Here is a 23,002-nt window from a genome sequence, read left to right as displayed (position 1 = left end):
ATACAAAAAAACGGTAACCCTATTAAGATTACCGTAATTAATAATACTGTTATTTTGTATTTACTTTTTTATTGTGCGATTCATTAACCAATAATCTACCAATACCAAAGCGGCCATAGCTTCTACAATGGGCACTGCTCTAGGCACTACACAAGGATCATGTCTTCCTTTTCCTTGCATGGTTACAGTATTTCCATCTTTATCAATAGTTTCTTGATCTTTCATGATGGTGGCTACAGGTTTAAAGGCTACATTAAAATAGATATCCATTCCGTTAGAAATCCCTCCTTGAATACCACCGGAGAGGTTAGTTTTTGTACTACCATCTGTATTGAATAAATCATTATGCTCACTTCCTTTTAAGGCAGCTCCATCAAATCCACTACCATACTCAAAACCTTTTACAGCATTGATCGAAAGCATGGCTTTACCCAATTCTGCATGTAACTTATCAAAAACAGGTTCTCCTAATCCAACAGGTACTCCGGAGATCGCACAACTTACAATCCCACCAACCGTGTCTCCATTTTTTCGTATCTGTTTGATGTATTGTTCCATTTCACCAGCCATTTCCGGATCAGGACAACGAACAATATTGCTTTCCGTTTGTGATAAATCCAATTCGGTATGACTTTTTTGCAATTTTAAAGTACCTACACTACTTACATATGCATTAATAGATACATCCGATAAGATTTGCTTTGCAATAGCTCCAGCTACTACTCTGCTAGCGGTTTCTCTTGCCGAAGACCTTCCTCCTCCTCTATAATCACGAATCCCGTACTTTTGGTCATAGGTATAATCTGCATGCGAAGGTCGATAAGAATCTTTGATATGGGAGTAATCTTTAGACTTTTGATTTGCATTTTTAATCACGAAGCCGATAGGTGTTCCTGTAGTAACCCCTTCAAAAATCCCAGAATAGAACTCTACCGTATCCGGTTCTTTCCGCTGTGTTACGATTGCTGATTGCCCCGGTTTTCTTCTATCTAATTCTTGCTGAATTGCTTCTAAATCTAATGTAACTCCTGATGGACAACCATCAATAATACCACCAATTGCAACCCCATGAGATTCACCGAAGGTGGTGAGTTTAAAAAGGTTTCCAAATGTATTTCCTGCCATGCATTTCTTATTTTCAACAAATGTAATTGTTAATCTCTAAAAACCCGCTAGTAATATGACAGAAAAAATGGGTAATGTCTATTCTAAATTAAATCAATTTCAATTTAGCTTTATTTTTTTTGAAAATCTGACATTAGATGAGTCTCAAAAGGGATTAGTATGTCGATACCTACAATAGTTTTTAGAACAAATACCAACAAATCATAGCAGTAAACAGCCCAGTTAAAGCGATCAAGGTGGTCATTACCGTCCAGGAACGAAAGGTTTGCTTTTCTGTGAGTCCCAAATATTGCCCTACCAACCAAAACCCACTGTCATTAACATGAGATAAAATTGTAGACCCAGAAGCTACAGCAATTACTGTAAGTGCAATCTGAGCCGGACTGAAATCACCTGAAGCAATGACAGGAGACATAATCCCTGCACTGGCAATCATTGCTGTGGTTGCCGATCCTTGTAATACTCTGATTAATGAAGCAATAATAAATGCAAACAACAAAGGATGTATCGCTGCATCTTGTAAGGTAGAAGCCAATAATTCTCCCACCTTGGTATCGACCAAAATTTGTTTGAATGCTCCTCCAGCTCCGGTCAATAGAATAATCGCCCCAGCCGGTTTAAAAGATTCCATAGAAAGTTTTAAGAGCACATCTTTACCTACACCTCTCCGAACTCCCAATACATACCATGCCAATAAGTTAGCTATTAATAAGGCAGAAAAAGGATGCCCTAACAAAGACACAATATAAATTACTTGTTTGGGTAAAGACTCGTGATCAAACCAGTCTCCCAACAACAAAGTTTTTATAACTATCAAAAGAATCGGTAGAACAATAATACCAATTATGGTAAAAGGGTTAGGAGATGTAACCTCTTCATCAACCACCAAATTCATCTCTGGAGGTACTACTTCTATTCGTTTTGAAATATAACTTGCAAAGAGAGGCCCTCCTATGATTGCCGCTGGGATACCAACGATAAAACCAAATACAATTACCCATCCTAAATTTGCTCCTAATATATCTGCCACCGCAATAGGACCAGGTGTTGGAGGTATAAAACTGTGGGTAATCGCCAATCCCGCCAGCAAAGGAATAGCATACAGCAACAAGGATTTTCCGGTCTTTTTTGCTATAGCGTATACCAGAGGGATCAAAATAATGAATGCAACATCAAAAAAAACAGGAATAGCCACAATAAAACCCGTAACCATCAAAGCCCAGGAAGCATTTTTATCTCCAAACAATTTCAGGATATAAGTTGCTAAGCCTCGCGCACCTCCTGAGTTTTCTAGCAATCCACCAAAGAGTGCTCCCAAACCTACTACTGTCGCTACAAACCCTAGCGTATTTCCCATTCCATTTTTGATACTCTCAAAAATTACATCTGGGGATAATCCTGCCCCGATCCCTACTATTATACATACAATTAACAATGCAATAAAGGCCTGCATTCTTAATTTCAATATCATAAAAAGTAATGCAAAAACGCCTATACCTACTGCAATCAATAAATTGTAATCCATGTGTTATATATTTTTCCAATCTGTATGAAAATACACTCCTTCTTCTTTATCCACCCGCTGATACGTATGAGCCCCAAAATAATCTCTCTGTGCTTGTAACATATTGGCAGACATTGTTTCCGAAGTATAATTCAACAAATAATTAGCAGCAGCTGATAATACAGGCAAAGGACATTTCATGCCAATACCTCTTGACACTACTGTGGTCAATGCATCTATACTTTTGTCAAGAGTTTCTACAACTTCTGAAAGCATCAATAGTGGAGTATTGTTACTATCTTCAAAAAATAGTGTGAGGTTCTCCATCAGATCGCTTCTTATGATACATCCTCTAGTCCATATTCTGGCAATTTCTGAGAAGTTTAGCTCCCACTTATTTTCTTTGGCAGCTTGTTTCATCAAGTCAAAACCGATGGCATGATTAACCAAACTAGCTGCATAATATGCCTGCTCCAACATCTCCACAATAGATGGATCAGTCTTTACTGTACTAAAAGATCTAGCATACACTTTTGATGCTTCAATACGTTCTTCTTTTTTTGCTGATAAACACCTGGTCATTACCGCTTCAGAAATCGTAGAAACGGGGATACCATATGTTAACGCTGCCTGTGTGGACCATCCTCCTGTACCCTTTTGCCCTGCCTTATCCAAAATCTTATCGATTAAAAAATCTTCTCCTTCCTTTTTCTGAAGAATATCTGCTGTAATTTCCAAAAGATAGCTGTCTTTGCTATTGGATCTCCAGGACGTAAAAATTTCATGGATAGCATCAGGTGTATTGCCCAAATGAAATCGAAGAAAATGATAAATTTCGGCCAACAATTGCATCTCTGCATATTCGATCCCATTGTGCACCATCTTTACAAAATGACCGGCTCCATCCGGACTAATATAGGAGCAACACGGATTTCCTTTTTCATCTTTGGCGGCAATAGCTTCCAGAAATGGACCGCAATTCTCATATCCTTTTTTAGAACCGCCAGGCATAATCGACGGACCATAAAGCGCCCCCTCTTCTCCTCCGGATATTCCTGCTCCAACATATAAAATTCCTTTTTTTCTGAGTTTTGCTTCTCTGGTCAAGGTGTCTTTGTAATGCGAGTTACCGCCATCGATCACGCAGTCATTTTCGTCCAACAGAGGTAATAATTGTTCTATCACCACATCAACCGCTGGTCCTGCATTGACCATCATTAAAATCGTTCTGGGTTGGGCTAATGATGCCACAAACAATGACAAATCATCAAACCCTTGTGGAATATTGGAATGCTCACTTACAAAATTCTTGGCAATATCTTCTTCTTTTCCTGCCAGATGACGATTAAAAACTGACAAACGAAATCCTTTGGATAATATATTTGTTGCCAAACTCTTACCCATCACTCCCAAACCGATTACTCCTATTTCTGATTTTTGCATCTTAAGTTTTGATTCAATTTCCTCTACAATTCTTTGTATTTCCTGATCAATATCTACTGAAATTCCATCTTTCCAAACTTCTAAAGCATCAAACTGTGATTGAAGCATTTCTGAAGTAAAGAAATGATCTTTTCGGGACTGCATTCGCTCAAAGATCAGCTCATAGCTCCCCTTCAAAAAAATCCATTTGATGGCTTCTGGAACAACAGAAGCTAATATATTACGATAACTCACCTTGAGAGCAGAGCAAGCCAAAACTGCACCTTGATCACTACTCCATTTTGAAATGTTATTTGCCAAATCCTGTAACCACGGAGCTCTATCTGTATCATTAAGAGGAAAACCTTTGGCCATTTTTTGGATATTGCTTTCAGGATGGAAATCATCAGCATCATAAAATGGAACCCCCATTTTTTTGGCCAATGCTGAGCCGATTGTTGTCTTTCCGCTTCCAGAAACTCCATAAACAATAAACACCGGTTTTGTAATCATATCTCTATTTTCCCCTTGTCTAAAAGCTGAGTTACTTTCTAAATAAGAGTTCATTATTTGAGTTATATAGACGAATTATCTAAAATTAAATAGTATCCATGGAATGTTAAGAACTTTTTGATAATAATTTTTACGTAATGTTTACGTAATACGAGGTTTAAATCTTTAATTACTGGTAACAATCTCCTTATAATTAGTTAATTATACTTTAACTCAAGAATGTTTTATTTGCAGGAATAAGTCCTGTTTTATGAAAAAACGTGCTGTTGATCTTGTTGTTATTTCCGATGTTCACTTGGGCACCTATGGTTGTCACGCCAAAGAACTTCTTCATTATTTGAACAGTATCAAACCCAAAAAGTTGATTCTGAATGGGGATATCATCGATATCTGGCAATTTAGGAAACGTTATTTCCCTAAACCTCATCTCAAGGTGATTAAGAAGATCATTTCGTTTGCTTCAAAAGGAACTGAAGTGATCTACATTACAGGAAATCATGATGAAATGCTCCGAAAGTTTAGTGATACCGAAATGGGAAGCTTTAAGCTGGTAGACAAATTGGTGCTAGAGCTTGATGGAAAACAAGCCTGGTTTTTTCATGGTGACATTTTTGATGCGTCTATCCAAAATGCAAAATGGTTGGCAAAATTAGGAGGATGGGGATATGATATGTTGATTCTTTTAAATCAATCGATCAACTGGTTTTTGGTAAAATTCGGAAAGGAGAAATTCTCATTATCAAAGAAAATCAAAAATAGCGTAAAAAAAGCAGTAAAATACATTAGCGATTTTGAAGATGTTGCTGCAGAATTGGCGGTAAAAAACAACTACGAATTTGTGGTTTGCGGACATATTCATCAACCACAAATGAGAACATATACAGATAAAAATGGATCGTGCATGTATTTGAATTCTGGAGATTGGATAGAGAATTTAACCTCTTTAGAGTATCATGATCAAGAGTGGAAATTGGTTCATTACCAACAAGAATTAATGGAATCTTATGAAGAACCTCAAGAAGAGATTGAAAATATCGGATTGGATTTGGAAGAATTACAGCCTTCCTTTTTGATGAACTCAATTTTGAACAAAAAGATATAAGCTTTATTGACTTCTAACCACACAACGTCTTATTAATATCTAAACCTTATGAAAACTCTAAAAACCTTGCTACCTTTTGTAGCAATACTACTTTTGTATTCTTGCCATTACCTCGATGATTATACCGGAGGTCCAATATCTGTTCCGCCCCAATTAGTCTTAGAAGAAAATACGCAATACGAATTACCTTTTGAGGTGCTAACCACAACTACCGAAGGTGTAGAGATAAGAAATGGAGGATACGGATCTGGTGCTACCGCTCACCCAACAAAAAAAGGAGAATTTTATGCAATTACCGATCGTGGCCCCAATACAGATTTTCTTGATGGAAAAAAATTCCCTGTAGCCAGTTACACTCCAAGAATTGGGTTATTTGCTGTTACTGCTGAAGGGAATATTATCCTCAAAAAAGAAATCTTACTCAAAGACCCTCATGGAAACCCAATTTCAGGAATCCCTAATCCCGAAGGGAAAGGTGCAACCGGAGAAATCCCTTACGATATTGATGGAAATCAATTGCCATTTGATGATTTTGGGCTGGATGCCGAGGGTATTGTAGCTCTACACGACGGTACTTTTTGGATCTCCGATGAATACGGGCCGCATATTGTGCACTATTCTGAAGATGGTATTGAATTGGAACGTATTTCTCCTATCGGTATTAATGAAGGGAATAGAGGTAGAAAAATACCAGCAGTATTTGGTAAACGAAGACCAAATCGAGGAATGGAAGGTTTGGGAATTACTCCTGATGAATCTACATTGGTGGGTATCATGCAATCTACTATGTACAATCCTGTACGAATCAGAACTGACCTTACTCGTATTTTGTTTTTTGACTTACAAACAGGTACAACCAAACAGTTTCTGTACAGACAAGAAGATGCTAATTTGTCCAATTCTGAGATCGTAGGCCTATCCAATACCGAGTTCTTGGTCATAGAAAGAGATGGGAAATTCTCTGGAAGCGGACCAGTACAAAAGCACATCTACAAGATTGATGTTTCTAATGCCACCGATGTTAGCGCCGCAAATGACAATGAGGAGTTCGGGCTCTTGATTAATGAGAAAACCTTGGAAGAGTCAAGCTGGGAAGAATTGGAAGCCGCAGGTATTCAACCAGTTTCTAAAGTTCTAGTTACGGATTTGGTGAATAAAACTGGATATCCTCATGATAAACTTGAGGGTATTTGGCTTATCGATAACCATACATTAGGGTGCATTAATGATGATGATTTTGCCGTTACCGATGAGGACGATAATGGCATTATCGAACAAAAAATACTTCCAGGAACTACACCTACAATAGATGCCAGTTCGCTCTATATGATTAAAGCTAATTTTTAATCAGAGCATCATACAATATAGAGACAGGATGCAGTGCTTCGCGCTGTGTTCCGTCTTTTATTTGATGTCTGCAACTTGTCCCTACAGCAGCAATAAGCGTATCTTTTGGAGCCTTTCTTACTGCTGGAAGTAAGGTTTGCTCCCCTACTTTCATGCTGATTTCATAGTGCTCCTTTTCATAACCAAATGATCCGGCCATACCACAACATCCCGAAGGGATAATAGTTACCTTAAAGTTTTCTGGTAAATTCAAAACAGTGAATGTATGATGCACTCCAGACAAGGCTTTTTGATGGCAATGTCCATGTAACTTAATTACTTTATCATCAGTAGAAAATTGGCTTTGTTTTATATTTCCTAGTTCAATTTCTGAAGCTAAAAATTCATCAATTAAATAAGAATTCGCGGCTAGCTCTTTTGCCTTGTTCATATCCTTAGCTAATCGTGGATATTCATCTCTGAATGTAAGAATAGCAGAAGGTTCAATCCCTATCAATGGAGTATCATCAGATATAAAAGATGCGAAAAGATCTATATTTTGATTCGCAAACTTCTTGGCATGATGCAACATCCCTTTTGAAATATACGATCGACCGCTCTCCTTATGGTCTGCAATTTTGACCGCATAATTCAGCTTCGTCAGTAATTTTATTGCATCAATTCCTATACTAGTATCCAGGTGATTCGTAAACTCATCCACAAAAAGGTAGACAGATTTAATGGGATTTTCAGGTTGTAAATTTTTAAGATTTTGATCACACCATTTCCGTAAAGGTAGCTTGCTCAGCTTTGGGAGTTGCCTTTCTTTAGCAATTCCTAAGGCAGATTTCAAAACTCCTGAGGTAAAACTATTTGAAAAAAAGAAATTGGTAATACCTGTGCTTATTCGTCCTAACTCATTCAAACGATTATTGTGTGCAAATAGCTTTGTTCTTAGTGATATACCATTTTCTTTTTGATATTGATATTCAAACTCTGCCTTTAGTGCAGCTACATCTACATTAGAAGGACATTCACTTGCACATCCTTTACAACTTAAACATAAATCGAATACTTCTTTTAATTCCTTGTGACCAAAGTTGTTTTCTTTACCGCCAGTAGTAAGAAACTCTCTTAGCGCATTGGCTCTTCCTCTAGTTGTATCTTTTTCATTTTTTGTAGCACGATAACTTGGACACATCGTCCCTCCAGCTTCTACCGATTTCCTGCAATCGCCACTCCCATTGCACTTTTCTGCGGCTCTTAGAATTCCTAACGAATCTGAAAAATCAAGTAACGTATCTATATCTGGTTCCTTTCGATCCACTTCATATCGCAACTTCTCATCCATTGCATATGCATCAACAATCTTTCCTGGATTAAAAATAGCGTTAGGATCAAATAGTTTTTTGATTCGCTTTACGATTTCAAAATTATCATCACCAATCATATAAGGAATGTAACTGGCTCTTACAATACCATCTCCATGTTCCCCACTCATGGATCCCTGGTATTTTTTTACCAAAGCAGCGACATCATCTGTAATTTTCTTGAAGAGTGTTACATCTTCGCTTTTCTTCAAATCCAATATGGGGCGTAAATGCAATTCTCCTGCCCCAGCATGCGCATAATAAACCGCCTGCTGATCATAAGATTTCATCACCTCAGTAAATTCAGAAATATATGAAGCTAAATCAGGAATAGCCACTGCAGTATCTTCTATGCAGGCAACGGCTTTTTTATCACCAACAATATTACCCAACAATCCCAAGCCTGCTTTCCGAAGTTCTAGGGCCTGATCAATTTCTTTACCTCTCAGTATAGGGTTTGCATAGCTAAGCCCTGAATCTTGAATTTCTGCAAGCAATTGTTTTTCCTGGATTTCCAGATCATCTTTGCTACTGCTTCTCAACTCTAACATCAATATCGCTTGAGGATCACCATCAATAAAAAATCGATTTTTTAATTGCTCTATGTTGTTCAGAGTACAGTCAAGAATTGTCTTATCCATCATCTCACAAGTGAACAACTTGTGTTGCATAACGGGGCTAACTGCATTCATACAATCCTCTATGCTATTAAAGTGTGCAGCAATCATAGAGGATTCTTCTGGCGGGAGCTCATCCAACTGTAATGTAATTTCTGTAGTAAAAGCAAGTGTTCCCTCACTACCCGATAACAGCTTACACATATTAAAAGGTTGGCTTTTATCAGAGAAAATTTCAGATTCAATCAATTCATCGATCGCATATCCTGTATTGCGACGGTGAATCTCGGACTTGGGAAAATTGGCTTTGATTTGTGCCTGTACCTCCTTTGAAGAAAGTTCATCATAAATAGTTTGATAAATAGAACCTTCTAATGAAGATAATTGCCGTTTTGCATGAAACTCTTCTGGAGATACATTAGAGAAAGAAGCTTCGCTACCATCAGATAAAATTGTTTGCATGCTCAGCACTTTATCACGAGTAACACCATATTGTATGGAGGTGGTACCACTACTGTTATTACCTACCATTCCTCCAATCATACATCTATTAGAGGTTGATGTATTGGGACCAAAGAAAAGTCCGTACGGTTTTAGATATCTATTTAAATCATCCCGAACTACACCTGGCTGAACGGTAACTGTTTTATTGGCTTCATCTACAGCAACAATTTTGGTAAAATGCTTAGATACATCCACCACTATTCCTTCTCCAACACATTGACCAGCAAGAGAAGTTCCTGCTGTTCTGGGAATAATGCCAATTCTACGTTCTTCAGCAAAAGCTATTATTTTTTTTAAGTCTAATGTCGTCTTTGGAAATGCCACGGCTATGGGTATTCTTCGATACACAGAAGCGTCTGTAGCATATAACCGCTTGGAGAGTGAATCCAATTTAAATTCGCCCTCTAGCGTATTTTGAAATCGGTGAAGTAATGTATTATTGATCATAAACATCTTTCTTCGTTAAAGCTTCTAACGATACGGGTCTTTTGAAATTGGTATCAAAACAAATAAAACTATCAGTTCCTGCTACTCCATCGATATGATGAACTTGCTCATATAGAATTTTTCTTAGGTGATGGTTATCGTATGCAAAAATAAGAATGAAAATAGCATAATTACCGGATACAAAATTACATTCTAAAATTTCTGGTATTTTTTTTAATCCTGCTACCACTTGTTCAGCATATCGCGCTTCTCTAAGACGGATGCCCACATATGATTTTGTTCTGAAACCAATCTTTTTCTCGTCCACGACAAATTCTGCCTTGGCAATAACTCCTTGTTCTTTTAGCTTTCGTATACGTTGATGTACCAGTGAATTGGAAATCTTCAAGTCTTCTGCTATTTGAGAGAAAGGTTTTCTTGCATCCTCCCTAATCTGTAACAAAATTTGCTGATCGATATAATCAAAATGATGCATGACAGTATTATTTTTTAAATGGAATTATTCAAAACAGAGTTATTTTCAAATAGTTTACTGTTAGTTTAACACAAAAATAAACCTAACAAGATTAAATAGACTACATACAACCCTTATTAAAGTCAAAACTAATAATTTTACATCAAAAAACAAGACGTTATGAATACTACTGATTTTTTTAATGAATTGTGGAAACAATACACTACCAAGGCTCCCTCTGCCCAAAAGGTAAAATCTCTATTTGAGGAGGAAGGGAATACTGTTTTCAATGATCATATTGCAATACGAACATTCAATGATCCACGAATAAACATCGATGTACTTTCCCGTGTTTTTATAAAGATGGGATATGTCTCAAAAGGAGAATATCGTTTTGAAGCTAAAAAACTATATGCAAAACATTTTGAACATCAAGAGGATCCAAATGCTCCAAAAATTTTTATCAGTCAATTGTTGTTGGAAGAATGTTCTGTACAATTACAAAACATTGTTAAATTACTATTGGATGGAGTTGATCAAGAAGTATTCTTGCAAGATGATCTGATTTTGAAAGGTAGAGTTTGGAAAACTCCTTCGCATGCTACCTATACTACATTGCTTGAAGAATCTGAATATGCCGCATGGATGTATGTTAATGGTTTTTGCTCAAATCACTTCACCGTAGATGTAAACAAATTGAGTTCTTTTGATACGCTAGAGCAGGTAAATCATTTCTTGAAAGACAATGGTTTCCAGATGAATACCTCGGGTGGAGAAATTAAAGGTTCTGCAGATCAACTTTTGGAACAATCCAGCATACTGGCAGATAAAATTGAATTCGAGTTTGAAGAAGGAAAGCAAAACATCACTTCATGTTATTATGAATTTGCTTATCGCTACCCAAAACAAGACGGAACGCTATTTACCGGATTTATAGCAAACTCCGCTGACAAAATCTTTGAAAGCACTGACATGCTGCTACAAAAATCATAATAAATGTCGACTAAATACATTAAAAGTAGATATGGAACGTTATATTTGATATCATAAATCTAAAAAACCTATTTAACTATGACAAAACGTATTTTATTTATTGTAGCTTTTATTGTAGCGTCGATAAGTACAGTTCAATCACAAGAAATTTCTAAGCATGCATTAGGTTTGAGGTTGGGAGATGATGATGGTTTTGGTGCAGAAATATCTTATCAATTAGGCTTAAGCGGAAACAATCGACTTGAGTTTGATTTGGGATGGAGAGATTTCGATTTTGGAGATGCTATCAAATTTACAGGGCTATACCAATGGGTATTTAATCTGGACAAAGGATTTAATTGGTATGTAGGTCCTGGTGGAGGATTTGTATATGTAGATCTGGATGATAATTTCCCTGGTGGAGATGATAGTGATACCTATCTATTTATAGCCGGTGACATCGGTATAGAATACAACTTTAATATCCCGATACTCATATCTCTTGATTTTAGACCAGAAATAGGTTTTGGAGACAATGATGATGATTTGGATTTTGACCTGGGGTTAGGAATTCGTTATCAGTTCTAATAGAAAGAAGATAACAAAACAATATAAATCGTTCCTAAGTCATTGCTAATGCACCTTCGTATAAAGCAATGTATTTAGGAACGATTTCGTTTACATCAAATGTTTTTGCTTCTTTGTATGCATTCTCCTTAAACTGTTCCAGTACATCGTCGTCTTTAAGAATTTTAATCGCATTTGCTGACATTTCTTCAATATCACCAACATTACTTAGGTACCCTGATACCCCATGGCGATTTACTTCCGGAATTCCTCCTGCATTACTGGATATGACAGGCACTTTATTCACCATAGCTTCTAAGGCCGCTAAACCAAAGCTCTCTCGTTCTGAAGGTAGTAAGAATAGATCTGAAAAGCACAAAATCTTATCAATCTCATTACTATTACCAAGAAAGATCACCTTATCCTTAATCCCAAACTCTTTACACTTCTGTTCTGCTGGTTTGCGCTCTGGTCCTTCTCCAACCATCAACAATTTGGCTGGCATTTCTTTTTGAATATTATAAAAGATATCAATGATATCTGTAATTCTTTTTACTGGTCTAAAATTACTAATATGGGTCACAATACGTTCTTCTGGTAATGCCATAACCTCTCTTTGGCAATCGGTAAAGCTTGTTTTCTGTTGGCTTACATCAATAAAGTTTGGAACTACCTTAATATCCTGTTTGATATTGAACAAACGTAAAGTATCGTCTTTTAAACTTTGTGAAACCGAAGTAACAATATCGCTATTATTAATACTGAAAGTAACCGCTGGTTTATAATTTGGATGATTACCTACTAATGTTATATCGGTACCATGAAGCGTGGTTAGCATCGGGATGTAAATTCCTTCTTCCTCTAGCATCTTTTTGGCCATGTACCCTGCATAGGCATGTGGTATTGCATAATGTACATGTAGAACGTCTATATTATGTTTCTTAATGATACCGACAAGCTTACTGGATAAAGCCAACTCATAGGGTTGATATAAAAAAAGCGGATAAGTTGGAACATGAACCTCATGAAAATGAATGTTAGGATTTAACAAATCCAAGCGTACAGGCTGTTTATAGGTTATAAAATGAACTTCATGGTTCAATTTTGCCAAGGCTATGCCTAATTCGGTAGCCACTACTCCACTACCTCCAAAAGTAGGGTAACAAACAATCGCAATTTTCATAGGGTCAATTTCTTTGTCGCACAAGGTACAAGAAATTTAGTATAGCCTATTGTTAAAGTAGTTTTAAAACTTATTTGACCTTGACGCGGAGCATTTGTATGAATGAAACTAAGCTTTTGTGTAAGAAACACTATTTACAAAAACTAAAATAAAAAAGCAGATCATAAGCCGGATTCTGTCACCGTCTAAAAGACGGGCCTTATCATTTATCTAGGCCAGTAATTACTCACTAGCTCCAACCGCCTACCCTCCAACGTTGGGCGCGCAACCCTCAAAAGTTGGTTTACATGGCGTTGCACCGCATAGAGTTTACCTGATTTCACTACAGCATTACCTGTACATTCTTTCTGTTGCACTTGTCCTCGTCTTACAACGGACGGGCGTTACCCGCTATGCTGCGCTATGGTGTCCGGACTTTCCTCGACAGCGTCGCGATAAGGTGATCTGCTTGCTGCAAAAATATCATAAATTCAATAAGTATAACAGCTGTTAATAACTAAATATAAAAACCAAATCCTGAAATGTAATTTATGCCTGCAATTTTTAACTTTGTAACGATGGAACACTTTATAGTATCTGCACGGAAATATAGACCTCAAACCTTCAAGGATGTTGTAGGGCAACAGGCTATTACCAATACTTTGCTGAATGCTATAGAAAACAACCATTTGGCGCAGGCTTTGCTATTTACTGGTCCGAGAGGAGTTGGTAAAACCTCATGTGCAAGAATATTGGCAAAAACAATCAATCAAGATGGAAACGAACATCCAGATGAAGATTTTGCATTCAATATTTTTGAACTTGATGCCGCTTCCAACAACTCTGTAGACGATATTCGAAATCTTATTGATCAGGTACGTATTCCTCCACAAGTAGGAAAATACAAAGTCTATATCATTGATGAGGTTCATATGTTATCGCAAGCTGCTTTTAATGCGTTCCTAAAAACATTAGAAGAACCTCCAAAGCACGCTATTTTTATATTAGCTACCACAGAAAAGCATAAGATCATTCCAACGATTTTATCGAGATGTCAAATCTTTGATTTCAAAAGAATCACGGTAACTGATGCCAAAAATCACCTAATGCAGGTTGCTGCCCAAGAAGGAATTAATGCCGATGAAGATGCGTTGCAAATTATTGCGCAAAAGGCAGATGGAGCAATGAGAGATGCCTTGTCTATTTTTGATCGGGTTGTAAGTTTTAGCGGTAAAAACTTAACAAGACAAGCGGTAACCGAAAATTTGAACGTACTGGATTACGAGACCTATTTTAAGGCTACCGATTTGATTTTACAAAATAATATTCCTCAATTACTTATTGAGTTTAATCATATTCTAGCTCAAGGATTTGACGGGCACCATTTTATTGCAGGATTAGCCTCCCATTTTAGAGATCTTTTGGTATGCAAAAATCAAGCGACCATTAATCTTCTGGAAGTAGGAGAACAAACCAAAGCAAAATATCTAGAACAATCTCAAAAAGCATCACACGCCTTTCTTATAAAAGGAATTGAATTGGCCAATGATTGTGACCTGAAGTATAAAACCAGTCGTAATCAAAGATTACTGGTTGAACTATGTTTGATGCAGCTTGCCTCTATCCTTACTCCGGATGGAGAAAAAAAAAATGACAAACCTTACATAATTCCTCCTTCTTATTTCAAAGAAAAAGGTATCCAACCTATCAAAATTAATCAAGAGATTAAAGAGAAGGTTGAAACGAAACCTCTTTCTATTGAAAGTTCAACTCCTGAACCCATTCCTGTTTCAGTAGAAACAACAGATAGTAATATTCAGGAAAAAGAAAATGTTCAAACCATAGATCAAGAAGTAAGTAGTACAGAAAGTGATGTGGTTACCCAAACACCTGCCACTGAAACCAAAAATAATCTTTCTATATCTTCTCCTCGTAAAAAGACTTCAGGTTTATCCTTGAGTAGTATTCGTAAAAAGAAAGAACATCAGGAAAAGAAAGTAGACAGTATTGTAGATCCGAACTCTTTACCACATGATGAGTTTACAGAATCTGAAATGAAAGATGCCTGGATCGAATATGGTAAATTGCAAGATAAAAAAGGAGAGCGTATTATAGGTTCTATGTTTGCGATGAATATACCTACCATGAATAGTGAAGGTAAAATACAAGTAGAGCTTCCTAATCAATCCATGAAAGTAGATTTGGAGAATGCCCTTCCTGGCTTATTTCAATTCTTATATAGAAAATTAAATAATTATAGCATCGAACTTGTTATTCATGTTAATGAAGAAGCTTCCAAAAAATATGCTTTTACTCCTCAGGATAAATACGAGAAATTAAAAGAGAAAAACCCACTTATTGATAAGCTACGATCGTTGTTCGATTTAGATATCTAAGCCTTACTTTATGGCTTCTGTCCTAATTTCTAAAAGGAGCAACAATGGCTCCTAACTAATTCTTATAACTGTTTAAAATTGAGTATATTTAGGAATAATACTAACCTAATTAACTATCTCATGAAAAAAACATTCTTAATCATTTTTGTCATGGTTTTCTTTATCGCATGTGTCGATAAAAAAGCAGAAGAAGAGAAAAAAGCTGCAGAAGCTACAGAACTCAATGAAAAAATGGAAGCCATCGACAAAGAAATAGATGAAGACTTCGAATCTTTGGAAAAAGAAGCTGAAGAATTGGATAATGCAATAAACGAATTAGACAACCTCTAAAAAAACTAACCTATGAAACTTTTAAGACAACTATTAATACTTGTTTTTATCCTTGGAATCACCGGTGTTTCCTACGCTCAAAAACCTAAAGAAGTTGCCAAAGAACGCAAAGAACAGAGGAAAGAAAAGCGTGAAGAAATGAAGGCAAAGAAGGAAGAAATGAAGGAAGAAATGAAGGCAAAAAAAGGTGAGATAAAAGAAGTCAAAAAAGAACTTAAAGAAGGCAAAAAAGCCATTCTGGGTGAGCACCATGAAAAAATGAAAGAAATGACTGCCGAGGAAAAGAAAGCATATCTTGAAGCTAATCCAGAATTGAAAGAAAAACTAAACGCGTATAAGGAGTCGACTAAAGAAAAAAGAAAGGAACTCAAAGAGAAAAGAGTCGCATTCAAGAACGAAAAAGCCAACGCAATTCAAGATCGAATTGAAAACAAAAAAGAGCGCTTGGTCTTTATGGAAAATCGAAATACTAAAGGTAACGACAAAATTCAAAAAACGAAAGAACGATTACTGGCCAAAAAAGAAGCTGGAGAAATAACAGAAGAAGAATATACTGCCAAAATGGAAAAGGTAGCCAAGGTTGAAGAAAAGCTAAAAAAGCATCAAGAACGCGTGACTAAGATAAAATCTGGTATTTCTAAAGGAGAAGAGAAATTAATAAAGCTTAATACCGAAAAGAAAGAAAATTAAATCCGTTCTTTCGATTTTTTAAAACATCAAAAAACTCAATACAAAGTCAAGGGATAAAGGCATCTCTTGACTTTGTTTTTAATCATAATAACTTCTTAATTTTCTCTCCAACTACGTGGTAATATAAGTATATTTGTATCTTAACATATTCCTGACTTCAATCAGATACATCAAAAGAACGAATAAATGCTAGGTTTAAAACTTCCTACCGATCCAAGATGGGTCAACATTGTTGAAAAAAATATTGAAGAAATCTTAACGGATCATGCGTTTTGTGAGCAAAAAGCTGCTTCAACTGCAATTTCATTAATTGTAAGTTTTCCCGAATATACTGACTTGGTTCAAGAAATGACCAAATTGGTAAAAGAAGAAATTAGTCATTTCAAAATGGTACACGACAAAATTATTGCTCGGGGATGGACTTTAGGTAGAGATAGAAAGGATGAGTATGTCAACAAATTACTGAAGTTTTTCCCAAAAGGAGGAAGTAGAGAAACTCACTTGGTACATCGCTTATTATATGCCGCGCTTATTGAAGCCAGAAGTTGTGAGCGATTCAAATTGCTTTCTGAAGAACTTGAAGATCAAGAGCTAGCCAAGTTCTATAGAGACCTTATGGTAAGCGAAGCCAATCATTATACGATGTTTCTAAATTTTGCCCGTAAATACGGAAAACGAGAAGAAGTAGATAAAAAATGGCAAGATCTTCTTGAATTTGAAGCTGAAATCATGAAAGATCTCGGTACAAAAGAAACGATACACGGTTAACAAAGAGGGTCAGTTTGACCCTCTTTTTATTTATATCCGCTCTACAAGGGAATAAAAGCTGACACCTTATAAAACTCATCCGAAGTGCCGGCATCAGTATTTAAAGTAGCTCCCATTGATATTCTAAACGCAATACCTTTATCGAATTTCAACTTTAACGACCCTCCTAGCCATTGATACACTAGCAACGGATCCCCTTCCTCTTGTCGAGTCACTCCAAACGACTCATAAAACAGACCAGTGACCAGCCGTTTGCTTACATGTATTCCTGGAGCTATCCAGTTTAGTAAATAATCTTTGGTAAGGATATCGTCGTCTTCGCGAATCGATTTGTAATAAGAAATATACCCTTCAAAATCAATAAGGTTGGTCTGATAGTTGACATACAAGCTCGGTACAATTCCTTCGGCGATTTTGGTTCCTGTACTATTCGAAGAAAATTTACCACTTGTAATTCCAAAAGAAGGATTTACATACAATGAGTTATCAAAAAATTTAAACCCAAGTCCTACCGCAGTCTCTAATAACAAATCACTACCCGATGGAAGATTCCCAAAAGAAGGATTAGTCCAAAAAATAGTATAGAAGGTAATATCATAGTTCTTATTGGTTTCAAAATTTCCCAAGAAAATTGGATAGAATCCTGCTACACTGTTATGAATAATCTTAGTCGCAAAAGTAGTTTTGTTAGTTTGTTCTTCTTTTTCTTGAGAAAAAACATACCCTCCTACCAGCATAAATAGCAGTATTGTACATTTAATAGTTTTCATTATTTATTTCTTTTTGTAAAAATTCATTAATTAATAAAGCGATCTTATCATGTGGCTCTTCCAAATGAAGATGATGCCCACCTTCCATCCAATGGATCTTGCTTTGCTGAAATTTGCTTAACCGAGCTTTAAACATTCCTTTGGAAAACAGTCCTTGTTTTCCCAAAATAATCTGGGTTTGGCAAGTAATAGCCTGGATAAAAGCTTGTGCCTGAGATTCTGTAATTCGATAGCGTTCTGGCAATACAATTCTGGGATCATGACTCCATCGATATCCATTGGGAAGTTTGATCAAAGCTCTATTCAAGAGATTAACCACTGCGTTATTAGATATCTTACCTATAGGATTATCTACCCGTTCTTCTATCGCAGCTGCTACCGATGAGAATTGTGCTGTTTCTGGTGAAGAAAAACCAAAAAACTTCGTCTTTTTTGCCATTCGTAACTGTCGAATTGCCCTATAAAAGTTAACAACGACTTCTTCTTCTTTCTGAGCCACAAATGGAGGCCCTAAACCATCAATAAAGACCATTTTCTCTACTACGTTGGGTATAGCACTTGCCAAAATACAGGCGATACCCGTCCCCATAGAATGTGCTATGACACTAATTTTTTTGTATCCAAGCGCATCTAATACTTTTAGAATATCTGCCGCATAATCCCATAAGTAGTAAGAACTGTTGGCATCCCTATGATCCGATAAGCCATGCCCAGCCAAGTCAATCGCAATAAAATAGATATCTGGCGAAAGCAAGGGTGCAATCCTGTCAAACGTACAAGCATTATCTAACCAGCCATGAAGCCCTAATACTGGATAACCCTTTTTGTCTCCCCAGGTTTTTGCTCTCAGCACTAACCCGTCTACTTCATATTCTATATCCATACCTTAGGTTAAAAATGCTTTCGTTTCTACGTTTGCCAGTTGTAAAGCTCTTTCTTTTAAGGTAATAAGATCATATTTTCCATTTGGAGTCTTCGGGATAGACGAAAGTATCTCCACAAATCCTGGTACTTTGTAAGCTTCTAGATGTGTAGCACAAAGGGATAAGATTTCCTTTTCAGAGGTAATCTGTTCTTCTTTTAGCACCACAAAAGCAAATAACGCTTCTCCATAATCTTCATGAGGAATCGCGGTGATTACTGCTGCATTTATTGATGGAATGCTAACTAAGTAATCCTCTACTTCTTTTGGACTGACTTTGATTCCTCTCGAATTGATCATATGATCCATTCTTCCTTTAAAATAGAGATACCCATCCTCATCCAAAGCACATAAATCTCCAGTGTAAAGTACTTTCTCTCCAGAATGTAAACCAGGCTTGAGTTTGGCAGCGGTTTTTTCAGGTTTATTCCAATACCCTTGCATTACCGTCGCCCCTCTGATCACCAACTGCCCTACCGCATGTGGTGTTGTAATTTTCTGGTCATTTTCATCTATCAACCACAATTCGGTATTAGGGATCGCTATGCCTACACTATCTGGTTTTTTATCAATTTCAGAAGGTGGTAAATACGTACACCGTTTACATTCGGTAAGTCCATACATAGAGTATATTTCAGTATGAGGAAACAGTTCCTGAACCATTTGAATGTTATTTTGAGTTAGTGCTGCTCCCGTATTGGTCACTTTTCTAATACTGGAAAGATCGAATTGATATTTTTTGTTTTGCTCATGCAATAACATAACCATGGTTGGTACGGCGGGAAATATGGTGATCTTTTCCTGTAGTATTTTCTTAAGTAAAAAGATGGGCCAGGTCGATTCTTTTTCCAATATCAATGTAGCTCCTTTGGAAACACTCATAATCATTTGATATAACCCATAATCAAATGATAAGGGTAAAGCACAAAGCACTTTATCTTCGGTTGTATATGTTAAATAAGCATTCAAAGAATGAGTGGCGGCTATCATATTTTCGTGAGATAGCATCACTCCTTTTGGCTCACCTGTGGAACCAGAAGTATATAAAATCGCTGCCAAATCTTTACTTATGAGTCCACTGGACTGTGGAGAGTCATGATTATCTTTCAGAATCTCATCATAATCCACTTGTCCCTTTGTATTTGTAGGACCATCTACAATCAACGTTTCTTTGAGATAGGATTGTTGAAGAATGGAAGCATTTTTTGCCGCTATTTCTGCAGTAGTGATAAGTACAACAGCGCCAGAATCTTGGAGGATATACTCTATTTTACTAGATTTCAGCTCCATCCCTACAGGAATGACAATTGCGCCTACTTTTAGGATTGCCCAGAAGGAAACAATGGTTTCGATCTTGTTGCCTAATAAAATTACTACACGGTCTCCTCTTTGAACACCCTGTTTTTGCAGATAAGAAGCCAAACTATTGGATTGTTCTTCTATATCTGAAAATGTATATGAATTTCCGGAGAAAGTCACCGCAGTCTTTTTGGGATAAAGACATACGGTTTCCTCCAAAAAGTTTTGCATTTTTGGTATCATCATTATTGTATTTAAAATGTATTAGAAGTGTATATTAATGCACCGAGACAGAGGTGTTCACTTTTAGCTCTGACAGTACATAGTCATAAATGGTTTGCAACGTATTAAAATGCCTGGCTTCTATAGTATCGGCATTGACTTCAAAACCATGAATATGATCTTCTAAATAAGTAAGAAAGAACATTGACGAAAGAGAATCGATCCCCAGATCATTTTTGAGATGAGCCTCTAATTGAATTTGTTCTTTTGCGATATTCGGAATACTGTCCAGTAATCCATCTTTGATTGTATCTAATATTTTAAGAGTATCCATGTGCTAATTTGTTATGAGTTTAGTGTGTTTGAAATCAACTTCTATTTGTTTATTAATAATATCCATAGAAGTGTCTTTTTCCCGAATAAGAAATGATTCATCCTGATACAATAATATCTCTGCAGGGTATCCATGACTATGAAACAGAACAGGTGACGATGTTGGACCATACGCTCCTGATAATTTAACCAGCAAAATATCATCCAGATGTATTTCGTTAAGTTCAATATTACGCCCTATGATATCATCAGGACTGCACAATGGCCCAGACACCTGATACATTTTTTTCGCAGTGTCAGAACCCGCGGATATATTTTGAATAGGGAAATTTCTTTTGACTACTCTTCCCGATCCAGCTGCTGCAGAATGGCAATTCGTTCCTCCGTCGGTAACCGCAAAGAGCTTTCCATGATTTGATTTTAAATTGTTCACTTGTACTGCCATAGCGCCTGCTGTCCCGATTATAAATCGACCAGATTCCATAATAATTCGGGTATCAGGATATTTGTCATGAAATGAAGTAAACAAAGGCACCATGAGCTCTTTAAACATTGTAATGTCTAAGGGTTCCTGATTTTGAAAATAAGGCACTCCCATTCCTCCTCCAACATCTACCATGGTAAAATGGTAATGATATTTCTGCGAAATTTGATCATAAAGATTCAGAATGTAGCTGGTGTTTTCGAATACGGATTGAGCTTCCAGAATATTTGTACCATTGTATACATGTATTCCCTGTACATGTATGTTTGGTGTAGCAAGGTAACTTCCAAAGTTTTGTATGGCTTGTTTTTCCTCAATACCAAAATGAGTAGGTCTACCTCCCATTTTCCATGGAGAACCTTCTGCAGAAAAATCGGGGTTGATCCGAATAGCCACATTTGCAGTGACTCCGGCATTATTAGCAAAACTGGAAACTCTTTCTAATTCCGTTTCGGATTCTATGACAATAGCATAAATCCCCAATTCGATGGCCCTTTTAAGTTCATAGTCTTTTTTACAAGGGCCCAGGTATATAATATCTTCTGGGGTTGAACCAGCTTTGAGTGCAATTTCCAGTTCAGTAATTGAACATACTTCTGTACAAGCGCCTTGAGATCGTAACAGTTTTACCAAAGAAACATTAGGATTCACTTTTAAGGCATAAAAGACATCTACAAAGTTGGGCAGCGCATTTTTCAGGTTTTTGTAATTAGATACCAATTGTTCCCCATCGTAGATGTATGCTGGGGTTCCATATTGGTTGACTGCAGATAAAATATCTGATGTATTAATTTTCATTATGTTGAGATTAAATGCATTTCCCTCTTTAGCTTCAAAGAAGGGAACGTTTGTGATTAGGCATAACTATGTAACTATACCATTTTTAAAAAGTTGAATGATCTAAGATTTGTTATAGTACGTTTATCTGCTATTTATCAGCGTTAAACATATCATACTCTATGAGCCAATCTCCTTTTTCTTTCTTCCAGAGAATTACATAAGACCCTTCAAATACCGGAGAAGAACTGGTATTTTTATATCCCAACATATGACAGCGTTGGAAAGCTACATCCATGTCGCCAAAAAACTGCAGTTCATCCTGAAAGAATTCTACACGGTCTATAACCTGTACACTTTCAGAAAATTCTTTCTCGATCTCATTTCTTCCCAATCTGGGTTTTTTACCAGGTTTCATAAATACGGCTCCCTTGCGAGTGTATTCTTCTGAGATTCCTTTGGGATCTTTGTTTACCCATTTGGTTTCGAACCTACGATCGGCAATATCAATAAGTTTGGCTTGAGATACCAGATCAGCTTTGGTCACCGAAGTACTTCCGTAATAGCTAACTACAGAATTCTTGTAACTAATTTCAACATTTTGATTTGGGGAAGACTTTATAAACGAAGTGAATAAAAGACCTCCTAGCATTGCTATACCAACTATAGCTAACGCTTTAGAATTAAAAAATTTCATGAGTTTTGGTTTTAAGAGTTAATTATCATGATTGTGAAAACCGAAATTATTCCAACTCAAACTCAATCGATATAAAAATTCTAACACCAAAATTTAATTTATTTTCTAAGAATTAGCACTTTTTATGTTGTTTACGCAGAAAAAATGCGTCAAAATTATAATAAATGTACTAACGGAATGTTAATACGAAAGTTACTTAGCAAATATTAATAGTCAGGAAGAAGCAACT

20 protein-coding genes and 1 other RNA gene are annotated in these 23,002 nt (G+C 36.5%); 8 read left to right on the top strand and 13 right to left on the bottom strand.

Translation table 11 applies throughout. The features are described 5' to 3' along the window. Window positions 1-60: 60 nt before the first annotated feature. The 3 genes from aroC to gndA form a co-directional block, all read right to left on the bottom strand. The gene (gene aroC, locus BUE24_RS02295) at window positions 61-1,125 is read right to left on the bottom strand and encodes a chorismate synthase (protein WP_073313362.1); all 1,065 of its coding nucleotides are present in this window, start codon (window positions 1,123-1,125) and stop codon (window positions 61-63) included. 181 nt (window positions 1,126-1,306) lie between these two features. After that, entirely contained in the window at window positions 1,307-2,650 is a 1,344-nt protein-coding gene (locus BUE24_RS02290; protein WP_073313359.1) for a GntP family permease, read from the bottom strand. 3 nt (window positions 2,651-2,653) lie between these two features. Beyond that, a complete protein-coding gene (gene gndA, locus BUE24_RS02285; RefSeq protein ID WP_244548105.1) occupies window positions 2,654-4,618 on the bottom strand; it encodes an NADP-dependent phosphogluconate dehydrogenase in 1,965 nt (654 codons plus the stop codon). Between the two features lie 196 nt (window positions 4,619-4,814). Here gndA and BUE24_RS02280 point away from each other — a divergent pair, with 196 nt between their 5' ends. After that, the gene (locus BUE24_RS02280) at window positions 4,815-5,666 is read left to right on the top strand and encodes a UDP-2,3-diacylglucosamine diphosphatase (protein ID WP_073313357.1); all 852 of its coding nucleotides are present in this window, start codon (window positions 4,815-4,817) and stop codon (window positions 5,664-5,666) included. A gap of 48 nt (window positions 5,667-5,714) precedes the next feature. Beyond that, window positions 5,715-7,013 carry an esterase-like activity of phytase family protein gene (locus BUE24_RS02275; protein ID WP_084549359.1) on the top strand — a complete coding sequence of 433 codons (1,299 nt, stop codon included), beginning with the start codon at window positions 5,715-5,717 and terminating at the stop codon, window positions 7,011-7,013. Here BUE24_RS02275 and BUE24_RS02270 read toward each other — a convergent pair. Further along, window positions 7,003-9,930 (bottom strand): FAD-binding and (Fe-S)-binding domain-containing protein, encoded by a 2,928-nt coding sequence (locus BUE24_RS02270; protein WP_073314411.1) that lies wholly within the window; start codon window positions 9,928-9,930, stop codon window positions 7,003-7,005. The genes BUE24_RS02275 and BUE24_RS02270 overlap by 11 nt on opposite strands. Further along, the gene (locus BUE24_RS02265) at window positions 9,920-10,405 is read right to left on the bottom strand and encodes an Lrp/AsnC family transcriptional regulator (protein WP_073313354.1); all 486 of its coding nucleotides are present in this window, start codon (window positions 10,403-10,405) and stop codon (window positions 9,920-9,922) included. The genes BUE24_RS02270 and BUE24_RS02265 overlap by 11 nt, the downstream gene beginning before the upstream one ends. Before the next feature lie 159 nt (window positions 10,406-10,564). Here BUE24_RS02265 and BUE24_RS02260 point away from each other — a divergent pair, with 159 nt between their 5' ends. Continuing rightward, entirely contained in the window at window positions 10,565-11,377 is an 813-nt protein-coding gene (locus BUE24_RS02260; protein ID WP_073313333.1) for a DUF1338 domain-containing protein, read from the top strand. 78 nt (window positions 11,378-11,455) lie between these two features. After that, window positions 11,456-11,944: a hypothetical protein gene (locus tag BUE24_RS02255; RefSeq protein ID WP_073313330.1), complete on the top strand. Its 489-nt coding sequence runs from the start codon at window positions 11,456-11,458 to the stop codon at window positions 11,942-11,944. Window positions 11,945-11,978: 34 nt separating this feature from the next. On the opposite strand, the gene bshA is transcribed toward BUE24_RS02255, so the two are convergent. Both bshA and rnpB read right to left on the bottom strand, forming a co-directional pair. Then, window positions 11,979-13,106, bottom strand: a complete 1,128-nt coding sequence (gene bshA, locus BUE24_RS02250) for an N-acetyl-alpha-D-glucosaminyl L-malate synthase BshA (RefSeq protein WP_073314409.1) — start codon at window positions 13,104-13,106, stop codon at window positions 11,979-11,981. Window positions 13,107-13,255: 149 nt separating this feature from the next. Continuing rightward, an RNA gene (gene rnpB / locus BUE24_RS02245) (RNase P RNA component class A) lies at window positions 13,256-13,557 on the bottom strand. A gap of 106 nt (window positions 13,558-13,663) precedes the next feature. Here rnpB and BUE24_RS02240 point away from each other — a divergent pair. The 4 genes from BUE24_RS02240 (at window position 13,664) to BUE24_RS02220 (ending at window position 17,269) form a co-directional block, all read left to right on the top strand. After that, complete coding sequence (locus BUE24_RS02240; protein ID WP_073314407.1) at window positions 13,664-15,481, top strand: DNA polymerase III subunit gamma/tau; 1,818 nt, start codon at window positions 13,664-13,666, stop codon at window positions 15,479-15,481. Between the two features lie 120 nt (window positions 15,482-15,601). Next, on the top strand, window positions 15,602-15,811 hold the full coding sequence (locus tag BUE24_RS02235) for a hypothetical protein (protein ID WP_139241895.1): 210 nt from the start codon (window positions 15,602-15,604) through the stop codon (window positions 15,809-15,811). A 12-nt stretch (window positions 15,812-15,823) separates the two neighbouring features. Beyond that, a complete protein-coding gene (locus BUE24_RS23660) occupies window positions 15,824-16,501 on the top strand; it encodes a hypothetical protein (RefSeq protein ID WP_139241894.1) in 678 nt (225 codons plus the stop codon). A 186-nt stretch (window positions 16,502-16,687) separates the two neighbouring features. Then, on the top strand, window positions 16,688-17,269 hold the full coding sequence (locus tag BUE24_RS02220) for a MiaE family protein (RefSeq protein ID WP_073313318.1): 582 nt from the start codon (window positions 16,688-16,690) through the stop codon (window positions 17,267-17,269). Window positions 17,270-17,310: 41 nt separating this feature from the next. On the opposite strand, the gene BUE24_RS02215 is transcribed toward BUE24_RS02220, so the two are convergent. The 6 genes from BUE24_RS02215 to BUE24_RS02190 all read right to left on the bottom strand — a co-directional run bounded on the left by BUE24_RS02215 (window position 17,311) and on the right by BUE24_RS02190 (window position 22,773). Then, on the bottom strand, window positions 17,311-18,039 hold the full coding sequence (locus BUE24_RS02215; protein ID WP_073313315.1) for a DUF6733 family protein: 729 nt from the start codon (window positions 18,037-18,039) through the stop codon (window positions 17,311-17,313). Then, a complete protein-coding gene (locus BUE24_RS02210) occupies window positions 18,026-18,922 on the bottom strand; it encodes an alpha/beta fold hydrolase (RefSeq protein WP_073313313.1) in 897 nt (298 codons plus the stop codon). Before BUE24_RS02210 ends, BUE24_RS02215 begins: the two co-directional genes overlap by 14 nt. Before the next feature lie 3 nt (window positions 18,923-18,925). After that, window positions 18,926-20,491, bottom strand: a complete 1,566-nt coding sequence (locus BUE24_RS02205; RefSeq protein ID WP_211483301.1) for a class I adenylate-forming enzyme family protein — start codon at window positions 20,489-20,491, stop codon at window positions 18,926-18,928. A 46-nt stretch (window positions 20,492-20,537) separates the two neighbouring features. Beyond that, the gene (locus BUE24_RS02200) at window positions 20,538-20,816 is read right to left on the bottom strand and encodes an acyl carrier protein (RefSeq protein WP_073313309.1); all 279 of its coding nucleotides are present in this window, start codon (window positions 20,814-20,816) and stop codon (window positions 20,538-20,540) included. A gap of 3 nt (window positions 20,817-20,819) precedes the next feature. Continuing rightward, the gene (locus tag BUE24_RS02195; protein ID WP_073313306.1) at window positions 20,820-22,097 is read right to left on the bottom strand and encodes a type III PLP-dependent enzyme domain-containing protein; all 1,278 of its coding nucleotides are present in this window, start codon (window positions 22,095-22,097) and stop codon (window positions 20,820-20,822) included. 130 nt (window positions 22,098-22,227) lie between these two features. After that, a complete protein-coding gene (locus BUE24_RS02190) occupies window positions 22,228-22,773 on the bottom strand; it encodes a YybH family protein (RefSeq protein WP_073313302.1) in 546 nt (181 codons plus the stop codon). Window positions 22,774-23,002 lie beyond the last annotated feature (229 nt).

This window comes from Aquimarina spongiae (assembly GCF_900141785.1).
GTDB lineage: Bacteria > Bacteroidota > Bacteroidia > Flavobacteriales > Flavobacteriaceae > Aquimarina > Aquimarina spongiae.
This window is presented reverse-complemented; position numbering and strand designations above follow the sequence as displayed.